The sequence below is a fragment of the Neptunomonas sp. CHC150 genome, from assembly GCF_030397555.1.
GTDB lineage: Bacteria > Pseudomonadota > Gammaproteobacteria > Pseudomonadales > Balneatricaceae > Neptunomonas > Neptunomonas phycophila.
On sequence record NZ_JAPNXU010000010.1, the window covers coordinates 44,392 to 62,206 of the forward strand.

Sequence of the window (17,815 nt, forward strand, 5' to 3'; positions counted from 1 at the left end):
CTGCTGTCATTGTCAAAATAACGATTACTGCAGTAGTGATAGTACGTTCTGAGAAGACGCATTTGCCTGAGCTAGCATCGCTGTACCCGCCTGTTGCAGTACTTGCGCACGGCTTAGGTTGGCAGATTCAGCCGCAAAGTCAGCATCTTGGATCTGTGAACGTGCTGCTGATACGTTTTCGGCAACGTTAGACAGGTTGTTTACCGTAAAGTCTAGACGGTTGCTGACCGCACCCAAATCACCTCGAGTCGAGTTGATTTGCTCTAGCGCCGCATCGATTGTATCGATTGCTTTTTGAGCGCCTGCCGCTGTTGAGATGTCGATAGAAGCAACGTTAGAACCAGCACCTTCAGCGCTATTCGTCTCTTGGATACCAATTGCAGTTTCCATTGCGCCCGCAACGGTCGCATCAGCGTACTCAATTGAAATCTCAGACCCATCTAGCGTTTCTAGTTTTAGTACATCTGTACCAGAGCTACCATCGATAGAAGCAACGACACCAGTCTCAGCACTCTGCTTGTTGATGTGAGCAACTACGTCAGTATTTTCGCCAGCAGTATCATTACCATCGACATCAATCGCATTGTCGTATTCATTGATAGATACGCCATTTATCTTAATGTCACCGGACTCAAATGATGCTGGAACCATCGCAGCTCGACCAGAAATAGAGCCCGCTGTGTTACGAGTATCGATACCTGTAACGTTAGCATCTGATGCCGTTGTATAAGTAACGGTGATACCATCCGTACCCGAATCAGCCGTTAATGCAAGTTGGGCTTGCTGTGCCGAACCTGTGGCCATACCAGTACCTAAAGCTGACAACGCTGTACCGGCACCAGTTTCACCAATGGTGATTGACGATCCAGCTTCGCTCGATAACTTTAAGTTACCGGAATCGTCAAGGCTTGCTTCAATTAAGCCACCTGACTTTTCGTTAATCGCTGAAACCAAATCATCCATGCTACCTGTGTTACGGATCTCTACCGAAGTCGATGAGCCATCAGCGTTACCCAAGGTAAAGGTAACCGCATTAGTACCTTGAATGACACCATCACCTTGTGTAGAAGCCGTCATTTCAGTAAATGCGGTAACTGTTACACCCGAGATGTTTGTATTAATTGCATTAAGTTTATCTTCTAATGTTGCACCCACGGTCGCGTCGCTTAGATCACCAACGTCTTGGCCATTGATAAACATATCATTAGTACCGTCACCGGCAATATTAGCCAAACTTGCTTGCAAGCTTGCACCTGAACCGGTGGTACCTGTAATGTCTGCTCCTGCACCATTACCTAGTGACTTGGTATCCATCGCACCAATTTCCATAGAAATGGTTTGGTTAGATTCAGAACCAACCTGCAGATCAACTTTACCGAGTGTACCGTCAAGGATGTTCAAGCCGTTGAAAGAAGTAGTCTCAGAGATACGATCCAATTCTTCTTTAAGCTGGCTAACTTCTGCGTTCAATGTAGAACGGTTACCTGAGTCATACGTGCCGTTGGCAGACTGAACCGACAGTTCACGCATACGTTGTAAAATGTTTGTAGACTCATCCAGCGCGCCTTCAGCCGTTTGGATAAGAGATGAACCATCATTCGCGTTACGAACCGCTTGGTTCAAACCGTTGATTTGTGATGTCATACGGTTAGAGATAGATAAACCAGCGGCGTCATCGGCTGCAGAGTTAATACGTTTACCAGATGTTAAACGCTCCATCGCTGTATTTTGCTCGTTCTGAGACATAGTCAGGTTACGTTGAGCATTTAGCGACATGATGTTGGAATTGATTACCATTGACATGAGATTTTCTCCTCATCAACTCGCTCTGCGAGTTGTTTAGTGTTCATTTCCGGCTCTGCAGTATCGCTTTTGTCGCCGGTTATGATCATTTATCGACCAATTTTTTAGATGCTTTAGTGTTTCTTTTTTTCTTTCTAATATGACAGCATGCTGTCTTGTACTTTTACTTATCGGCACTTTGAAAAACCCCTTTAGAAAAAAAATGGCTTTTTTATGATCAATCTACTTGAACAACTGTTTGAATTAACTAGGAATTTGAAGGATGCGTCGCTTAGCGGAGACTGGGATTCTGTTTTAAACATTCAGCGCCAGCGCGAAGCCCTTTGCCAAACCCTTGAAAACATGGAGAAACCCGACAGCGCAACTCAGGGAGATGAAATACGCCGTTTAATACAAGCGATACAACGTCTCGAAAATGAAGTGATGCCACTGATAAAATCACAGAAAAAAAATATTGTTGAGCAACGCAGTACGCAAAATAAAGGAAAGAAAATGACTAAAGCCTACAAAGGAATTTAACCCACAAACACATTTTCCTTCCCCCTTTCACATAGCCATTTTTACAACCCAAGACGAAAAAAAAGGCTCTTAAAGAGCCTTTTTTCTATGCACCGAATCAAACGGCTAATTAATGTAATCGAATAAAGACAAGGACGTTATCCGCCCAAATAGCGCTTGCGACGCCTGCAGTGCTGTTTCTTCAAGCGCATATTGACTCAGTACTTCGGTTAAATCAGCATCAACTAAGCTCGATAAAGCCGTTTGGGTAAATAGCTTAAAGTCAGCATTACTATCGGTAATCTTTTCAATACTGCTTAAGCGAGTACCCAGGGCAGAGGTCGCTTCTAAGTTGCGGTCAGCCGCTTGCTCAAACTGATTGAGTGTCGTTGCTAAAATTTCGTTAAGCTCTTCACCTTCTACATTGCGTAACGCAGTAGAAAAGTTTTGTGCCACGTCTAAAATGTTCATCTGCTCTGGAGCTATATCTAGTGTGATCGACGTATCAGGATCGCCAGGAGATAAGGCCGCCAAATCAAACGCTAACCCTTCGTATTCAATGGTGTCGCCATCATTGAATACCCCACCCGCTAGAGACGTACCGCTACTATCGGTAATACTATAGTTACTATTCGTCCCATCATGGGAGATGGTAACTGTGAGATCACCCAACCCTTTAGTTGCCTCAAGGAAGGCTGCTTCTTTGTCTGTATCTTCAAACGCGGTACTAAACGTAGCCCCCGCTGGAGGTACGGTTAGAAATGGACTGCCGGCAGAAACGGATGCGCCGGTCATCCCCACTTCTAATCGCCCTTCCACCGCCTCAAACAAGTAGCTTCCTGAATCATTAGAAGGAATATATAGATTGGTGCCAACTTGAATGTGGCGTTGACCGTCATCGCCATTGTATTGGTAGCTACCATCACCTAATTGCTCATAAGGCTGAGTTCCACCTTTGCTGCCTGCAAAAATATATTCGCCCAGAGAGTCCTGAGTGTTCATTAAGCTTGCCATGTACTCGGTAAGCTCTTCAACCTCAGTAGCAATCGTTGCGCGATCGGCCGAGGTGAGAGTTGAGTTACCTGCATAAATGCCTAACTCTTTAAATCGAGTGGTTGCTGTATACATACTATCGAGTATGGTTTCTTCTAGCTGCAAACGGCGCTCGGTCACATCGATGTTATCTTCGAATTTGGAATATTGAGCCAGTTCTCTTTCTAACTTTACGACTTGTGCAGCAGCTACCGGATCATCCGAAGGCGTCTGTAAACGCTTTCCACTAGAGGCTTGCTCTTGTAACTCAGCCATGTTGGTCTGAGTACGCTGCATGTTATCTACCGTTTTTAGAAACTGTTGCTGGGTAGAGATTCGCATAATAATACCTCAGATTATGAGTTACAGACTGCTAAGCAGCGTATCAAACAGTGTTTGTGAAGTAGAAATCAGCTGTGCTGACGCTTGATAAGCTTGCTGAAACTGAACAAGCTTGGCTGCCTCTTCATCTAAATTAACCCCAGACACACTGGCTTTTGCATCAGATGTCGATGTTAAAACCGCTTTATTAGCATCCAAGTTGATTTGAGCAGTGGAAGTACGAGTACCTACTCGCTCTAGCAAACTTCCGTATAAATCTTGGTAGGCGCCTTTGTTACTGACATCCGCTTCTTGTAGATCTGACATGATTAAGGCATTGCGGTTATCCGAAATACCATCCTCGTTAAAACTTATGCTGAAGCGATCACCCGCTTTAGGCTGACCTGTAATTGTGGCTTCAAACCCTTTCAGCTGGATAGAGTCACCCGCTGTGTAAGGAATGTTTTCTAATACTTCAGCCGTACCATCGCCATCGCTATCAAAACTATAGGGCTGCGGATTGAGGCTATCGGTCATGTCGTAAACGGTATACTGAACAGGGTCCGCGTTATTAAATACAATTGATAAGGGCGGCGCTAACTCTCCAGATGCATCAAAACTGAGTGCTCTAAAATCAGTGACGGCTACTTCAGTTACGCCGGAGCCCGTATTCTCGGTGTCGGACACGACCCTAATCGGTGAGGCTAAGGCTAAATGATCCCCATCTTGAATTTCTAAGTTCATGTCCTCGGCACCTGTGCGCACCGGCTGCAATACAAACTCATCACCTGTCGACATACGTCTATCAGTGCTCAGGGTGACTTTCATGCCATCAACAGCAAAAACCAGCTCTTTTGAATTATTCAAATAATAGCTGCCTTGCTCTACATCGTACGGGTCACTGACTTGCTGTAAATCATTGATACGGATAACCTTTCCGTCACTTTCTCGGGTAAGGGTGATACGATTATCACCCTCGTATAGTACGGTATATTCGCTGGCTTGGATTTGGCTAAGGTCGTCTATTTCAACAAGCCCATCTTCTAACTGTGCGCGGTTATCACTGTCTGCCAAAACACGACTGCGTTGCAGTTGCGCTGAGTTAACATCAGAGAAAATCAAACCGCCTAAGTCATTGTTAAGATCAATACCTGATTGATGCGCTTCGTTCATGCTTTCCGATAGCAGTATCGCCACACGCCCTAATTCATCACGCGCGTCATTTAATGCTTCTTCGCGATACTTAAGCGCTCCCCCTATCTGGCCACCACTTAGCTGATCGGTAACATCCACTTCATTATTGGAGATAGTTAGCGCCAAGTTTGTCTGGCTTGCATCAGGATCACCCGGAATAGCCGACAGCCGGTTAGCCGAGCCACCTACCACCAGTGGCTGTCCGTTCCCAACGAACAAACTAATTTGATTCCCATCTTGTTCAACGGCATCAACACCCACCAGCTCCGATAGTTGGTTGATTAGCTCTTCGCGCTGATCTTCTAACTCGTTAATAGGACGATTAGCCGCCGTACCTACTTTAATTTTATAGTTAAGCTCAGCAATATTCGTGGTTAGTGAGTTAACCTGATCGGCAAGATCTTCCACGCTATCATTGATCGCCACGTTCTGAGTCTGCAAGCTTGCGTCTAAATTGTTAAAACGCTGAACTAACGCGTCGGCTTCAGCAATAAACAGCTCTCGGTTAGGTGTCGATGTGGGATCATCAACTACATTCTGTAAAGCACTAAAATAGCTATCTAAGGCCGATGAGATACTGGTAGAGTCTGTTGCTAGTAAATCATCCAAACGGCTAGAAAACGCAGAGTACGTCAGGGATTGGTTGTAGGTGGATACATCTGACCACATTTGCTCCGTCAAAAAACGATCGGTAATTCGGTCGATACTTTCAACTTGAACACCCGAGCTGTATTGGACAGTCGTGAGGCTCACCACTTGTCGGCTATAACCTTCAGTATTCACGTTAGAAATATTTTGCCCAACCGTACCTAACGCACTCGAATTCGCTTGTAGCGCCTGGGTGCCTAGGTTTAAAAGGTTATAACTGGACATGTATCTTCTCCTGAGTGCCCTGCACTCGCGCTCGTTCTATCTAGAGGTTAGCGGCCGTTCGTTAACCTTCTTTAGTGGCCGCTTGTGCCATACTAAGAATGCGATTTTCAAAGATTGAATTAATTTTATCGGCGTAAGCTGGGTCTGTTGCATACCCAGCTTGCTGCAGCTCTTGTAAATACTGCAACGGACTATCCGCGACATTTAAGGCTTGCTGATAGCGAGTGCTGTTTTTTAAAAAATCGACATAATCACGGAAGCTTTCCTGATACGAACCATAACTTCTAAAGTCCGCTCGCTCTTTTTGTGCAATGCCATCACGATATTCCAGAGTGCTGACTTGCGCGCGATCTCCGTCCCAACTGCGGCCGGCTTTAATATTAAAAAGGTTGTAACTGCTACTTCCGTCACTTTCTTTTATGACGTATTTACCCCAGCCTGTTTCTAACGCGGCTTGAGCCACGAGCACTTTAGGGTCGACACCCAACTCGCCCGCCATTTTTTCGGCTAGAGGCAACAGCGCCTCCACAAACTCCTCAGGAGAATTAAAACGATCAGGCAGGTTCTCTGCGGGTTCGTCAGAACTAGCGACTGATTGCGCTAATGCTTCAACCGTTTTATCCACAGGCGTTACGCCGGGCTCTTGATCCGTTAACTTACTTTGAATTTGTCCTAACACTTGGGAGCTAGCGTTCATGGCTCCGACACTGAATGCGCGATTTAATAGGCGTTCTGACTCTGAAACATCGCCAGTCTGATCCTCTTTATCGCTATCCATACGTATATCAAATTGCTGGCTTAACTGGCGCACCAGTACATCGGTCAAGCCTACGCCGCTGCCACCTTGAGAAAGCTCTAATGTGACTTGGCTATCCATCATGTCTTGGTAAAAACGCACTTGCGAGCTGTTAAACACATCATCGCTTCCAAACGCCTCATTTGCATCGCGCATACTGGTCATCAGCATCTTTAAGAACATTTGTTCAAATTGCTGAGCCACTTGGCGTAGTGCTTCTGGGCTATCTGTTTTCGATTGGTTTTTTATTTTTTGTAGACTATTTAAGTCCGTATAAAAACCTGGATCTGTATTGCTCGTGCTATTAATGGCCATGATTGAGCCTTTTAGTTATTACGTGGTAAACCTGCTTTCAAATACAGCTTAGCCTACTTTTGGGAGGCTTTAGATAACAATCAATTCAGCTTTCAGTGCGCCGGCTTGTTTAAGCGCCTCTAGAATCGCCATTAAATCCCCTGGTGCCGCTCCTACTTGGTTGACCGCTTCAACAATATCGCGCAAAGACGTACCCGGAGAGAATTCGAACATATGGCCTGAGCCTTCATCCACTTCGATACCTGTGCGCGGTGTAATAACCGTTTCGCCACCCGCAAAAGGGTCAGGCTGGTTCACGTCTAAGTTTTCGGTGATAGCAACAGTCAGCCCACCATGCGTAACCGCCACTGGTGATACTCGCACATCTTGACCGATAACAATTGTGCCCGTACGAGAGTTAATAATAACTTTAGCGACCTCTTTAGCCGGAGTGATCTCTAAGTTTTCTAAAACAGAGATAAAAGATACGCGCTGCGCTGCATCCCGCGGAGCCCTTACACGGATAGATGTCGCATCCATTGATGAAGCCGTGTGCGCACCTAGTAGCCCATTGATTTCTTCTGCTACACGACGCGACGTTGTAAAGTCAGGATGGTTCAGGTTGAGTGTCAAACTATCACCCAACGCAAAAGCATTAGGTACTGTGCGTTCAACCGATGCACCATTGGGAATACGGCCAACGCTGGGTACATCAACCGACAAACGCGAGCCGTCACGCCCTTCAGCACCAAACCCCGAAACCACAAGATTGCCCTGCGCCATGGCATACACTTGCCCATCAGCCCCCTTTAACGGTGACATGAGCAAACTTCCGCCACGCAAGCTTTTCGCATCGCCAATTGCGGAAACAGTAATGTCGATGGTTTGTCCCGGTTTAGAAAATGGTGGGAGCTCAGCGTGAATAGCAACAGCCGCAATATTTTTTGAGCTAGGGTTCGTTGTTGGTGGTATGGCCACGCCAAAATTATTCAACATGTTTCGGAAAGTTTGCGAGGTAAAGCTGGTTTTATCACCCGTACCATCCAACCCCACCACTAGGCCATAGCCTACTAGCTGGTTATTCCGCACACCGGCTACGGATGTTATATCCTTAATTCGCTCAGCCATCGCCAGCGGCGCCAGTGTGATAATCATCAAGCCTAGTAGTAAATTACGCATCTTATTCTCCGTCGATAGGCTAATTAAGGGGTGGCTAGATTAAAATGGCCACAACGGGCTAATAAAGAACTTAGAAAGCCACCCTTGTACATTTGAATTTTGTACGCTGCCAGTACCGCTATAAGCGATACGCGCATCGGCCAACTTAGTGGACTCAACGGTATTGTCCGATTCAATATCCTGCGGGCGAACCATGCCGCTCACCGTAATGTATTCATCTCCCTGATTAAGCGTTAGCCACTTTTCACCGCGCACCACTAAAATCCCATTGGGTAATACTTCGTGCACTGTCACTGTGATATCGCCACTCAGGCTATTGCTCATATCAGAACTGCCTTCGCCATCAAAGGTGTTACCCGTCGAATCTAAGTTAGCGGAAATAGGTAAACCAAAAGCAGACAACCCAGACCCCAACACCGTGGCTTGCGGTAATGACATAGATGAGCTTTTGTCTGTTGAGGTTGAAGCGGTTTTAGATGATTGGGTTTGCTCACTCAATACGACAGTAATGATATCGCCTACACGATGAGCTCGTCCGTCACTGTAAATATTGATATTGGTGTACGCATTAAAGATCGCGCCATCAACGGGTTTAGGCTGCTGCAGTTGCTGTGGCGACACCGGTGCATAATAAGCGCGATCCGGCTTTACCGGTGTTTGCACACAGCCAACACCCGCTACACACATTAAAAGAACAAGAGCAAAACGAATCATTTTAATCACCTGTGTAAGACTGAACTTACAATTGCTGCGTTACAAACGACAACATCTCATCGGCCGTTGATATCACTTTAGAATTTATTTCGTAGGCGCGCTGAGTTGTAATCATGTTAACTAGCTCTTCAACCGCATTCACGTTGGAAGCCTCTAACATTCCTTGGCGCAAAATACCTAAGCCTTCTTCACCGGGCTGAGCTACTTGCGGTGCACCACTGGCAGCTGTTTCGAGGAACAGGTTCTGACCAATCGCTTGCAAGCCTTGGGGGTTAACGAAATCGGCAATTTCTAAGGTACCAATTTGAGTGGGCGTAGCGTCACCGGCAACAACGACCTCGACTGTTCCATCCACGCCTACGGTAAAGCTTTGCACATCATCAGGAAGCGTAATGGCAGGTTCTATTAAATAGCCTTCGGCCGTTACCAACTCATTGTCTGAATTAAGATGAAATTGCCCGTTGCGGGTATAGCCTATATCCCCGTTAGGCATGGTGACTTGAAAAAAGCCACGCCCATTAATTGCCACATCAAATGTTTCGTCGGTAACTTGAATCTCACCGGTACTAAACATTTTCTGCGTGCCCACTACACGCACACCATTACCCAGCTGCAGACCTGATGGTAATTGATTACCTTCTGCCGTCTCTGCTCCTGGCTGGCGAACTGTCTGATAGAGCAAATCTTCAAATACGGCACGGTCTTTCTTGAACCCAACCGTACTGACGTTAGCTAGGTTATTGGAGATAACTTTTAATGACGTATCTTGAGCCGACAACCCTGTTTTAGCGACAAATAATGCACCGTGCATAAAAGCTCCTCCCTTAATTCAACGACAAAATAGATGTAGCCGCTGAAGACACTTCTTCAGCCGTTTTCATCATGCGTATATTCATTTCAAACTGGCGAGATTCGGTAATAATGCTGGTCATCTCATGCACAGCATTCACATTACTCGTTTCTACATATCCAGAACGTATCTTTAAATTTAAATCAGGCGGCTGCACGGCATTAGCATCCACATGCATTAGTCCATCAAGACCTTTAAAGCTGGTTGCTGGGTCAAGCGTTACTAATTTAATGCGGTCAATGACGAGCAACTCAACGGCATCTTCACCCTGAGGCTGGATAGATATTGTGCCATCGGTGCCTATGTCTATTTGGTCGAAGGGCGGAATAACGATTGGTACGCCTCCGTTACCCATTACCGGCAATCCACTGCCTGTCACTAATTCATTAGCGGCATTAATCTGCAGCTCACCACTGCGTGTATAGCCCTCGTTGCCGTCAGCCCCTATAACGGCAAACCAACCATCGCCATCAACGGCAATATCTAGCTCTCGCTCCGTGCTGATAAAAGTACCTGCTGTACGATCGGTAGCCGGACGCTCAGTTTGTGCATAAACACGTGAGGCAAACCCTTCGCCAAAAACTTGCATTGCGCGGGCTTGAGACAAGTCTGCTTTAAAACCTGAGGTATTGGCATTTGCTAGATTGTTAGCATGGGCTTGTTGCGAAAGCATATTTTCGCGAGCGCCGCTCATTGCTATATAAACTAATTTATCCATGGTTAGACCGGAAAACCTTTGCCGTTTTTTATCGTTACTTATGACAAAAGCAAAGGGCGTGCCAACCGTTCAAACAGTTGTTTGTAGGCATGAAACAAGACAAGAAAAAAGAAAGGCCGCAGAAGCGGCCTTGTCATTCGTTAAAGTACTATTAAATCTGCAAAATAGACTGGGTGACGGTATTCAGGGTTTCTAATGTTTTAGAGTTCGCCTGGAAGTTACGCTGTGCTTCAATCAATTTAACCAATTCAGATGACAAATCTACGTTCGATTGCTCAAGCGCTGCCGATGTCAACGTACCATTTAAACCTGTTCCTGGTGGGTTAAGCACGGCTGCCCCCGAATCAAACGTAGCGATCCATTCGGTATCACCACTTGATTGCAAACCAGACTGGTTAGCGAACGTTGCGATAGACACCAATCCTAGCTTTTGAGTTTGACCGTTACTAAAGCTAGCCACCATCTCGCCGTTTTCAGAGAAAGCCACGCCAATCAGGTCTCCTTTGGGGTAACCATCTTGCGAAGAGCTTTTAACGATTGAGTCGGATGCAAACTGACTAGAGCCTGTAATATCAAGCTGCACACCCACTAACGAGTCAACATCACTATCAAGCAGCGTATCATTAGGGTTAGCTGGGTCTGCCCCTAGAATGGTAATGTTAGGTGCTGTGCCGCCATCAGGAACTTCTTCACCGTTCACTTCGGCTAACTTACCAGTCGTAGAGTTAAACTTGATAACAATAGGGCCTACTTCTGTTTTATCCGTCAAGAAACCACTCTCACCTGGATCTACAACCTTACCCAAGTTTAATTGTTGCTCATCATTTAGATAAGCATACATACGATAAGCGCCTTGGAAAGAGTTATCCCCCTGAACAACAGCTATATCTACGTTACCGGGTGTTGTTTCAACAAAAGGACTGTTAGCCCCACCAGAAATGGCGAGTAAATCCACGTTACCAGCAACGGCTTCCCAAGTAATATCGATCTCACCTGTGGCTTCATTAAACTCAACAGATTCAATATCAGGGTTATTGTCGATAATCTCTTGCTGAGCATCTTCAATAGCTAGCCCCACGTCCTCTAACGTCATACCTGTATCGAGTTCAAGAGACACACCACCGATGGCAACCGTAGTGGCATTGTTTAACGTGTCATCACCAACCGACGCATTATAAGAGAACAACGAAGAATCAATCGTAAAAGTTTGAACCTCGTTCGCCGCACGTGTACTTGGCACACCGTCATCTAAATTAGCTACCGGGTATTCAGAACCACTAGTATCACTGATCACCACATCGCCAGCACTGGTAGAGTCAGCTTTTAATTCAAAAGTAAGCGTGCCACCTGAAAGAGATAAGGTATCTAAATCAATCCGTGGATCAGCCGCTTCCAACGCATCTTCTTCGGCAGTCGTTAATGGAGTGCTAGTCGATGTAATAGTCACACCTGAGATTGTTAAATCTTCACCAGCAGGTAGGCCTGACACATCAAACTGGAACTGCTCACGAACAGCCGCTTGCTCAACAAAGTAATAACGGATTGAGTTTGCATTACCTAAGCTATCGAATGTCTCTACCGTGGTAGAATATGAGTAAGAGCTAGCGTTTGTTTTATCAAATGAGCGCGCTAACAACTCAGCATCTTTTGCCGAATCGATGTTAAATGCCAAGTCAATAGACTCTGTGGCATGTGGTGAGCTCTCTTTTTGGGTTACCGCTAAGTTTTGCAACGGTAGCTGATTACCCAACTCGTCTAAGCCATAACCCTGTAGGTATTTGCCTGTTTTAGAAACAATATAGCCTTCGCTGTCTAGTTCAAATGCACCAGCACGCGTATAGGTCGTACCGCCCTGCCCATCATCCAACTGGAAAAAGCCTGAACCATTAATGGCTAAGTCTAGGTTGTTGTTGGTAAATTCGATGGTGCCCGCACTGTAGTCGGTAGCGATATCCATCACTGTTACACCAGAGCCTGCGGTATTCACCGTGCCTGCCCCAACGACAGCGGTAGCGTAAATATCACCAAACTCTACACGCGATGCTTTAAAGCCTGTTGTACTTGAGTTTGCAATGTTGTTACCGGCGACATCCAGGTCGGTGGTTGCTGCTTTGATACCCGTAACTGCTGTATTAAAACCTGCCATAATAGTGCCCTCTTACCTTTATGTCTTAACCGATCTGTAAAATATCGCTAGTGCTGTATGCACCGGCATCGGTATTTACTTTCATACCAATACCGTTTTGTCCCAGCGTAACGCTGTTCACAGTATGGCCTATATAACTGTCTATATTTTCTGTGGTGCCATCAGATGATGATTTTTGAATCACAACCGAGTAGTTACCTGCGGCGTTTTCACCACCTTGCCACTCAAATGAATGATCTCCTGTTGCTAAAGCACCTTCAGACCAGCTATCGACCAGGCTTCCTGCCGAGTCATAAATAGAGACCTGCACATTAGAGGCACTCGTATCGAGCGTGAACGCCCCTTCAATACTTCCACCAGCGGATAAGCTCGCTTTGTCGGTTGCAACAAACGCTTGCTGACCTACCATCGATGATGCCTGCAACGCCGCCTGGCTCGTCATCATTTCTGAGCTAAGTTCGGTCATGGTTGACGTTAGCTCAGTAATGCTTTCAACCATCGTCATGTTAGATATCTGCTGCATGAAATCAGCGGTATCTGCCGGGCTGGTTGGATCCTGATTTTGCAATTGCGCAATCATCAGCTCCATAAACATCTGACTATCAGATTCACTCTGCGTGGTAGATGTAGAGCTAGACGAATTTGCCGCATTAATCTGCTCAAATATCGATGTAGCTGTAGTACCAGTAATATCAGCCATAATCGTTGCCCGCCTCTAATTATTGACCAATCGTGAGAACACGTTGGACCATCTGTTTTGCTGTATTCATAATTTCGGTATTCACTTGGAATGCGCGCGAAGCAGAAATCATGTCCGCCATTTCTTCAACCACATTCACATTAGGGTAATGCACATAGCCATCTGCATCCGCCATTGGGTGAGACGGGTTATATTCTGTACGTAAAGGGGCTTCACTTTCGACGATACCAACAACTTGAACACCCTGACCTGGAAGCAAACCCGCATCGGAATCCGTCATTTGCTCCAACGTAGGTTCTTGCAATTTAAAAACAGGCTTGCGTGCTCGATATGTCTCTTCGACGCTTGAACTAACGCTGTCTGCATTTGCCATATTGCTAGCGGTTGTATTTAAGCGAACTGTTTGTGCGCTCATGGCTGAACCAGCGATATTAAAAATATTAGTAAGTGACATAATTATTCGCCTTTAATCGCTGTTACCAGCCCTTTAAATTTTCTGTTTAGCAAATCAAACGATGTTTGAAAGCCTAAAGAATTTTCTGTGTAACGTGCCATTTCTTCTTGGATATCCACCGTATTTCCATCAACGGCTGGCTGCATCGGTGTTCGATACATTAACTCGGCTGCAAAATCAGGATTGATTAACCCCGTTTGATGCCCCGCATCAGTCTTAGATAAAGTTAACGGCGTATTCACACTCATCTCGCCTGCAAGTGTCGCGTGAAAATCGACATCTCTGGCTTGAAAATTAGGGGTTTCTGCATTGGCAATATTGTTAGCCAAGATTTCCGCACGCTTAGAGCGCAGCTGTAGCGCCTCTTCATGCAAACCTAATGCTTTATCAAAATTAATTGCCATATTGCCCCCTAATAAACTCTATCTTGATAAAAGCAAACACCATGCCAAAAAATCAATACATTGTTTTTAAAGGGATTTATAGAAAAAGGGATGATTTACAGGGGAAGAGTGAGCGGTAAGCGGCAAAGGTATGCCGCTTGTTGCCGCCTACGACCAGCGGAGGAATATAGTAACAGTAAAAATCAAATTGCTTGGTAAATAATACCCGGACGACAATGAATCATCGTGTAACAGTCACTTAACCCAGAAAGCGATTCGGATGCTCCCAAAACAAGATAGCCACCAGGTGCAAGCTGCTTATGCATTTTGCGCAAAATTTGCGTTTTAAGTTCAGATGAAAAATAAATCAGAACGTTACGGCAAAAGATAATATCAAACTGACCTAGAGTGCCGTATTGATCTAATAAATTGAAACTTTGAAAGCGTACACGCGACTTGATGCCCGGATTGATGACCCAGCTACCGCGTTCGGTGGCTTTGAAGTGACGTTGAAGTCTTTCTTTATCCAACCCTCGACCCAAAGCCAGCATCTCATACTCACCAGAACGAGCTTGCTGCAGCACATTGGTAGAAATATCAGTGGCTAAAATTTCTTCACCCGCCGAGAAGCTACCAGGGTTTGCCTGTTTAAACTCATCAATAATCATGCTCATAGAATACGGCTCTTGCCCTGTTGAGCACGCCGCAGACCAAATACGTAAACGCTGAGCACGTTTTTTATCACGCATTTCGGGCAATAACTGCCTTTTCAATATGTCATAAGGGTGGGTATCACGAAACCATAAAGTTTCGTTGGTGGTCATGGCATCAATGACCTGTTCTTTAAGGCGGCTTTGACCCGGCCGTTTAAGCTGCCCAATAAGCTCTTTCAAGTTTGTGTATGCACACTCTTGCATTATCTTATTTAGGCGGCTTTGAACCAGATATTGCTTGTGATCAGCCAATAATATTCCGCAATTATCCTCTAAATATTTACTGAATAAAACAAACTCATCCTGCAATATCTTGAAGCTACTTGACTGATCGAACATATCCATATCCTGTTATCGACGACTCTCGATTTTTCGGATTCTATCAACGACTACGCCAGCAAGATCATCCGGATTAAATTTAGCAAGGAAACCATCGGCGCCTACCTTTTTAACCATCGACACGTTAAAACCGCCGCTCAATGAGGAGTGCAGAACGATATGCATTTTATCCATTCGCGTATCTTCTCTGATCATAGCAGCCAGTGTATAACCATCCATTTCTGGCATTTCGATATCTGAAATCATCATCAAAAAGTGCTGCGTTACATCGACGCCCTTATCGGTGAGATCATTCAACATATTCCATGCAGCACGTCCATTGTTGCACGTAGTGACCTTAATCCCAAGGTCTTCTAAACTGCGTTGCATTTGATTACGAGCCACACTCGAATCATCCACACACAGAATGTGATATTCACTTGCCTTCGTTTTAACTTCTTTTGTGGCTATTTCTTCACTTACGTTTGTACGCATTGGGTACAGGTCAGCTAGAATTTGCTCCACATCTAAGATTTCAATCAGCTTTCCATCGTGCTCAAATACGGCAGTTAAGTAGTTTTCAACACCAATTTCAGCTGGCGGCGCCATTATCTGATCCCAGTGAGTGTTCAATATTCTATCTACCTTTCTAACCAAGAAAGCCAACGTCCGCTTGTTGTATTCAGCAACAATTAGAAAGCAACGTTGTAGCTCTTCTTTCGGTACTGAAGGTCGGCCTATCGCTTCTGATAAGTCCAATACAGGAATGGTTTCTCCACGAATGTGAGCCATACCTTTAATAGCCGTGGTTAATCGTGGCACTTCCGTCAAGGCTGGGCATTGAAGCACTTCACGTACTTTAAATACGTTGATGCCATAAATTTGCTCCGTCTCTAAGCCAAATAATAATAACTCAAGCCGGTTTTGCCCCACCATCTGGGTACGTAGGTTTACAGTATCTAGAATACCTGACATGATCTACACCAAATTCTATGTCACTAATCAGTGGCACCACGACAATAACCTGTAAGTCAGGCCATCCCGTGAGTTTTAAACGTCTATTCCTTGTTGTCGGCACCTTAGAGATTCTATTTAGCTCTTTTCTGCTTCCCGCAAAAGCCTTGGCCGCTGAGTCACTGCAAACAATCATCACCCAGCGTTTAGAAGCCCATTTTGCTAAACAGCTACCGCACACTAGTATCACTATAGACATAAACTCGATTAATGAAGGGATTAATCAAAGAAAATGTTCAAACTTATCTTTCCCTATCCCCAAAGCTCTCCCCCCGGGTGGGCGATTAACCTTACGCGTATCCTGCTCTGATCCACAAACTTGGCATACTTATGTCGCGGCCAAAGTCATTGCTATCGCCCCCGTTGCCTACACCGCCAGAGCCATCGCAAAAGGCAGCAGTATCACTGCAAAAGATATACGTTTTGTGAAAGATAATTTGGCCACACTCAACCGCGGCTATTTTAGAGATCCAGCTCAGGTAATTGGGCTAAAGGCTCGACGCTCTCTATCACCCAATACAGCGCTAACCCCTCAATTACTGGAAGCAGCCTTACTCGTTAACAAAGGCGACAGCGTTATTATTCAAGCACAAATATCGGGCCTCAGTATTCGAACACAAGGCGTCGCCTTGGAGGACGGCTCACTCGGGGAGCAAATTGATGTGATGAATAGTCGCTCGCAAAAAGCTATTCGCGCCTATGTCATCAGCCGTGGCGTTGTGTCAGCAACACCAGCCTATTAGTAGCATTTTAGAAGCGCTCTGTTTATACTTTATACAGTTTTTAAGCGGCAAAAAAATAAGTGACTTTTTTCCTAAAGTATTCCCTATCGCAGCCGTTATAGTCAGTAAGAACCAATAGAGGGTAGAAAAAATGGTCATTGATCTTAACAGCTCTTCAGCGCAACAAGCGTTGACGGCACGTGAAAAGGTCAGCACCCAGCGAAGTAATGGGGCTGCACCTGCAACAAGCACTCCTATCGCACCTGTTCAAAAAGATACGGTAGAATTAAGTGATACTGCTCGCGCTTTAAAGGCGGCTGATGCACAAATAGCTAACACCCCAGACGTAGACTCTGAAAAAGTTGCTCGCATTAAAGCAGCAATCGACAATGGCTCTTACGCCATTGACGCTGAACGTGTTGCGGGGAAAATGATCGATTTTGAGAGCCAAATGGGCTAACGCTATGGCACTCGATCCTTCTACGCTCGCGAAGATAGACACCCTTACTCAAGAGGGTATTCTGCTTTTAGAGCAGCTGGACAATATTCTAACGACAGAGCTAGGCGCGTTTCAGAGCAGAGACATCGACGCTATAAAGTCTACGTTTGAACAAAAAGCGTCACTGCTTAGCCAATTCGACAGCAATAACAAGCAACGCGCAGAATGCATGAGCACGGCTGGCGTTCCGCTAAATAAAGCAGGCATCGACCAGCTCGCTCAGCAAATCCCCAACCTAAACATTAAGCAAAAGTTTCTGTCCAACTGGTCGACTCTGGAAGACAGACTCAAAACAGTGATGGCAGCTAATCAGCGCAATGAACTGGTACTCATGCGCAACAAGCAAAGCCTGGATAAGCTTTTATCACTGCTGCGCGGAAAACCTCAAGCGAACACGCTTTACACCGCATCCGGCTCCAAAGGCGATTACAGCTCCCAATCACATCTAGGCAAAGCATAGACCTGTACATCAAGGCTTTCAAAGTTAGCCAAAAATCAGTAGAATCGGCGCCATTATCTCCTTGTAGTTCAACCGGATAGAACGAGGCCCTCCTAAGGCTTAGATCGGGGTTCGAGTCCCTGCGGGGAGACCAT

18 protein-coding genes and 1 tRNA gene are annotated in these 17,815 nt (G+C 45.6%); 5 read left to right on the forward strand and 14 right to left on the reverse strand.

From position 1 onward, the window contains the following. Nucleotides 1–24 precede the first annotated feature (24 nt). Nucleotides 25–1,803, reverse strand: coding sequence for a flagellin (locus OW491_RS11965; protein WP_290036190.1), 1,779 nt, complete (start codon nt 1,801–1,803; stop codon nt 25–27). Between the two features lie 213 nt (nt 1,804–2,016). On the opposite strand from OW491_RS11965, the gene OW491_RS11970 reads away from it, so the two are divergent. After that, a complete protein-coding gene (locus tag OW491_RS11970) occupies nt 2,017–2,322 on the forward strand; it encodes a flagellar protein FliT (RefSeq protein ID WP_290036192.1) in 306 nt (101 codons plus the stop codon). A gap of 105 nt (nt 2,323–2,427) precedes the next feature. On the opposite strand, the gene flgL is transcribed toward OW491_RS11970, so the two are convergent. The 13 genes from flgL to OW491_RS12035 all read right to left on the reverse strand — a co-directional run bounded on the left by flgL (nt 2,428) and on the right by OW491_RS12035 (nt 15,961). Continuing rightward, nucleotides 2,428–3,675 (reverse strand): flagellar hook-associated protein FlgL, encoded by a 1,248-nt coding sequence (flgL, locus tag OW491_RS11975; protein ID WP_249263559.1) that lies wholly within the window; start codon nt 3,673–3,675, stop codon nt 2,428–2,430. Nucleotides 3,676–3,696: 21 nt separating this feature from the next. Beyond that, nucleotides 3,697–5,721: a flagellar hook-associated protein FlgK gene (flgK, locus tag OW491_RS11980; RefSeq protein WP_178967971.1), complete on the reverse strand. Its 2,025-nt coding sequence runs from the start codon at nt 5,719–5,721 to the stop codon at nt 3,697–3,699. A 61-nt stretch (nt 5,722–5,782) separates the two neighbouring features. Beyond that, the gene (gene flgJ / locus OW491_RS11985) at nt 5,783–6,832 is read right to left on the reverse strand and encodes a flagellar assembly peptidoglycan hydrolase FlgJ (RefSeq protein WP_075171248.1); all 1,050 of its coding nucleotides are present in this window, start codon (nt 6,830–6,832) and stop codon (nt 5,783–5,785) included. Between the two features lie 69 nt (nt 6,833–6,901). After that, entirely contained in the window at nt 6,902–7,990 is a 1,089-nt protein-coding gene (locus tag OW491_RS11990) for a flagellar basal body P-ring protein FlgI (RefSeq protein ID WP_290036193.1), read from the reverse strand. A gap of 39 nt (nt 7,991–8,029) precedes the next feature. Continuing rightward, complete coding sequence (gene flgH / locus OW491_RS11995; RefSeq protein WP_075171246.1) at nt 8,030–8,704, reverse strand: flagellar basal body L-ring protein FlgH; 675 nt, start codon at nt 8,702–8,704, stop codon at nt 8,030–8,032. A 25-nt stretch (nt 8,705–8,729) separates the two neighbouring features. Beyond that, nucleotides 8,730–9,515: a flagellar basal-body rod protein FlgG gene (gene flgG, locus OW491_RS12000; RefSeq protein WP_075171245.1), complete on the reverse strand. Its 786-nt coding sequence runs from the start codon at nt 9,513–9,515 to the stop codon at nt 8,730–8,732. A 13-nt stretch (nt 9,516–9,528) separates the two neighbouring features. Continuing rightward, nucleotides 9,529–10,272: a flagellar basal body rod protein FlgF gene (locus OW491_RS12005; RefSeq protein ID WP_075171244.1), complete on the reverse strand. Its 744-nt coding sequence runs from the start codon at nt 10,270–10,272 to the stop codon at nt 9,529–9,531. A gap of 151 nt (nt 10,273–10,423) precedes the next feature. Then, nucleotides 10,424–12,418 (reverse strand): flagellar hook-basal body complex protein, encoded by a 1,995-nt coding sequence (locus tag OW491_RS12010; protein ID WP_290036195.1) that lies wholly within the window; start codon nt 12,416–12,418, stop codon nt 10,424–10,426. Between the two features lie 25 nt (nt 12,419–12,443). After that, nucleotides 12,444–13,118 carry a flagellar hook capping FlgD N-terminal domain-containing protein gene (locus tag OW491_RS12015; RefSeq protein ID WP_075171242.1) on the reverse strand — a complete coding sequence of 225 codons (675 nt, stop codon included), beginning with the start codon at nt 13,116–13,118 and terminating at the stop codon, nt 12,444–12,446. Between the two features lie 19 nt (nt 13,119–13,137). After that, nucleotides 13,138–13,572: a flagellar basal body rod protein FlgC gene (gene flgC / locus OW491_RS12020; RefSeq protein WP_075171241.1), complete on the reverse strand. Its 435-nt coding sequence runs from the start codon at nt 13,570–13,572 to the stop codon at nt 13,138–13,140. Between the two features lie 2 nt (nt 13,573–13,574). Then, on the reverse strand, nt 13,575–13,976 hold the full coding sequence (gene flgB, locus OW491_RS12025; protein ID WP_075171240.1) for a flagellar basal body rod protein FlgB: 402 nt from the start codon (nt 13,974–13,976) through the stop codon (nt 13,575–13,577). Between the two features lie 182 nt (nt 13,977–14,158). Continuing rightward, complete coding sequence (locus OW491_RS12030; RefSeq protein WP_290036199.1) at nt 14,159–15,007, reverse strand: protein-glutamate O-methyltransferase CheR; 849 nt, start codon at nt 15,005–15,007, stop codon at nt 14,159–14,161. 12 nt (nt 15,008–15,019) lie between these two features. Next, complete coding sequence (locus tag OW491_RS12035; RefSeq protein WP_075171238.1) at nt 15,020–15,961, reverse strand: chemotaxis protein CheV; 942 nt, start codon at nt 15,959–15,961, stop codon at nt 15,020–15,022. A gap of 68 nt (nt 15,962–16,029) precedes the next feature. On the opposite strand from OW491_RS12035, the gene flgA reads away from it, so the two are divergent. The 4 genes from flgA to OW491_RS12055 all read left to right on the forward strand — a co-directional run bounded on the left by flgA (nt 16,030) and on the right by OW491_RS12055 (nt 17,814). Then, nucleotides 16,030–16,743, forward strand: coding sequence for a flagellar basal body P-ring formation chaperone FlgA (flgA, locus tag OW491_RS12040; RefSeq protein ID WP_290036200.1), 714 nt, complete (start codon nt 16,030–16,032; stop codon nt 16,741–16,743). Between the two features lie 130 nt (nt 16,744–16,873). Beyond that, the gene (gene flgM / locus OW491_RS12045) at nt 16,874–17,182 is read left to right on the forward strand and encodes a flagellar biosynthesis anti-sigma factor FlgM (protein WP_290036203.1); all 309 of its coding nucleotides are present in this window, start codon (nt 16,874–16,876) and stop codon (nt 17,180–17,182) included. A 4-nt stretch (nt 17,183–17,186) separates the two neighbouring features. Next, nucleotides 17,187–17,681: a flagellar protein FlgN gene (locus OW491_RS12050; RefSeq protein WP_075171235.1), complete on the forward strand. Its 495-nt coding sequence runs from the start codon at nt 17,187–17,189 to the stop codon at nt 17,679–17,681. 57 nt (nt 17,682–17,738) lie between these two features. Then, nucleotides 17,739–17,814, forward strand: a tRNA-Arg gene (locus tag OW491_RS12055). Nucleotide 17,815: the final 1 nt, after the last annotated feature.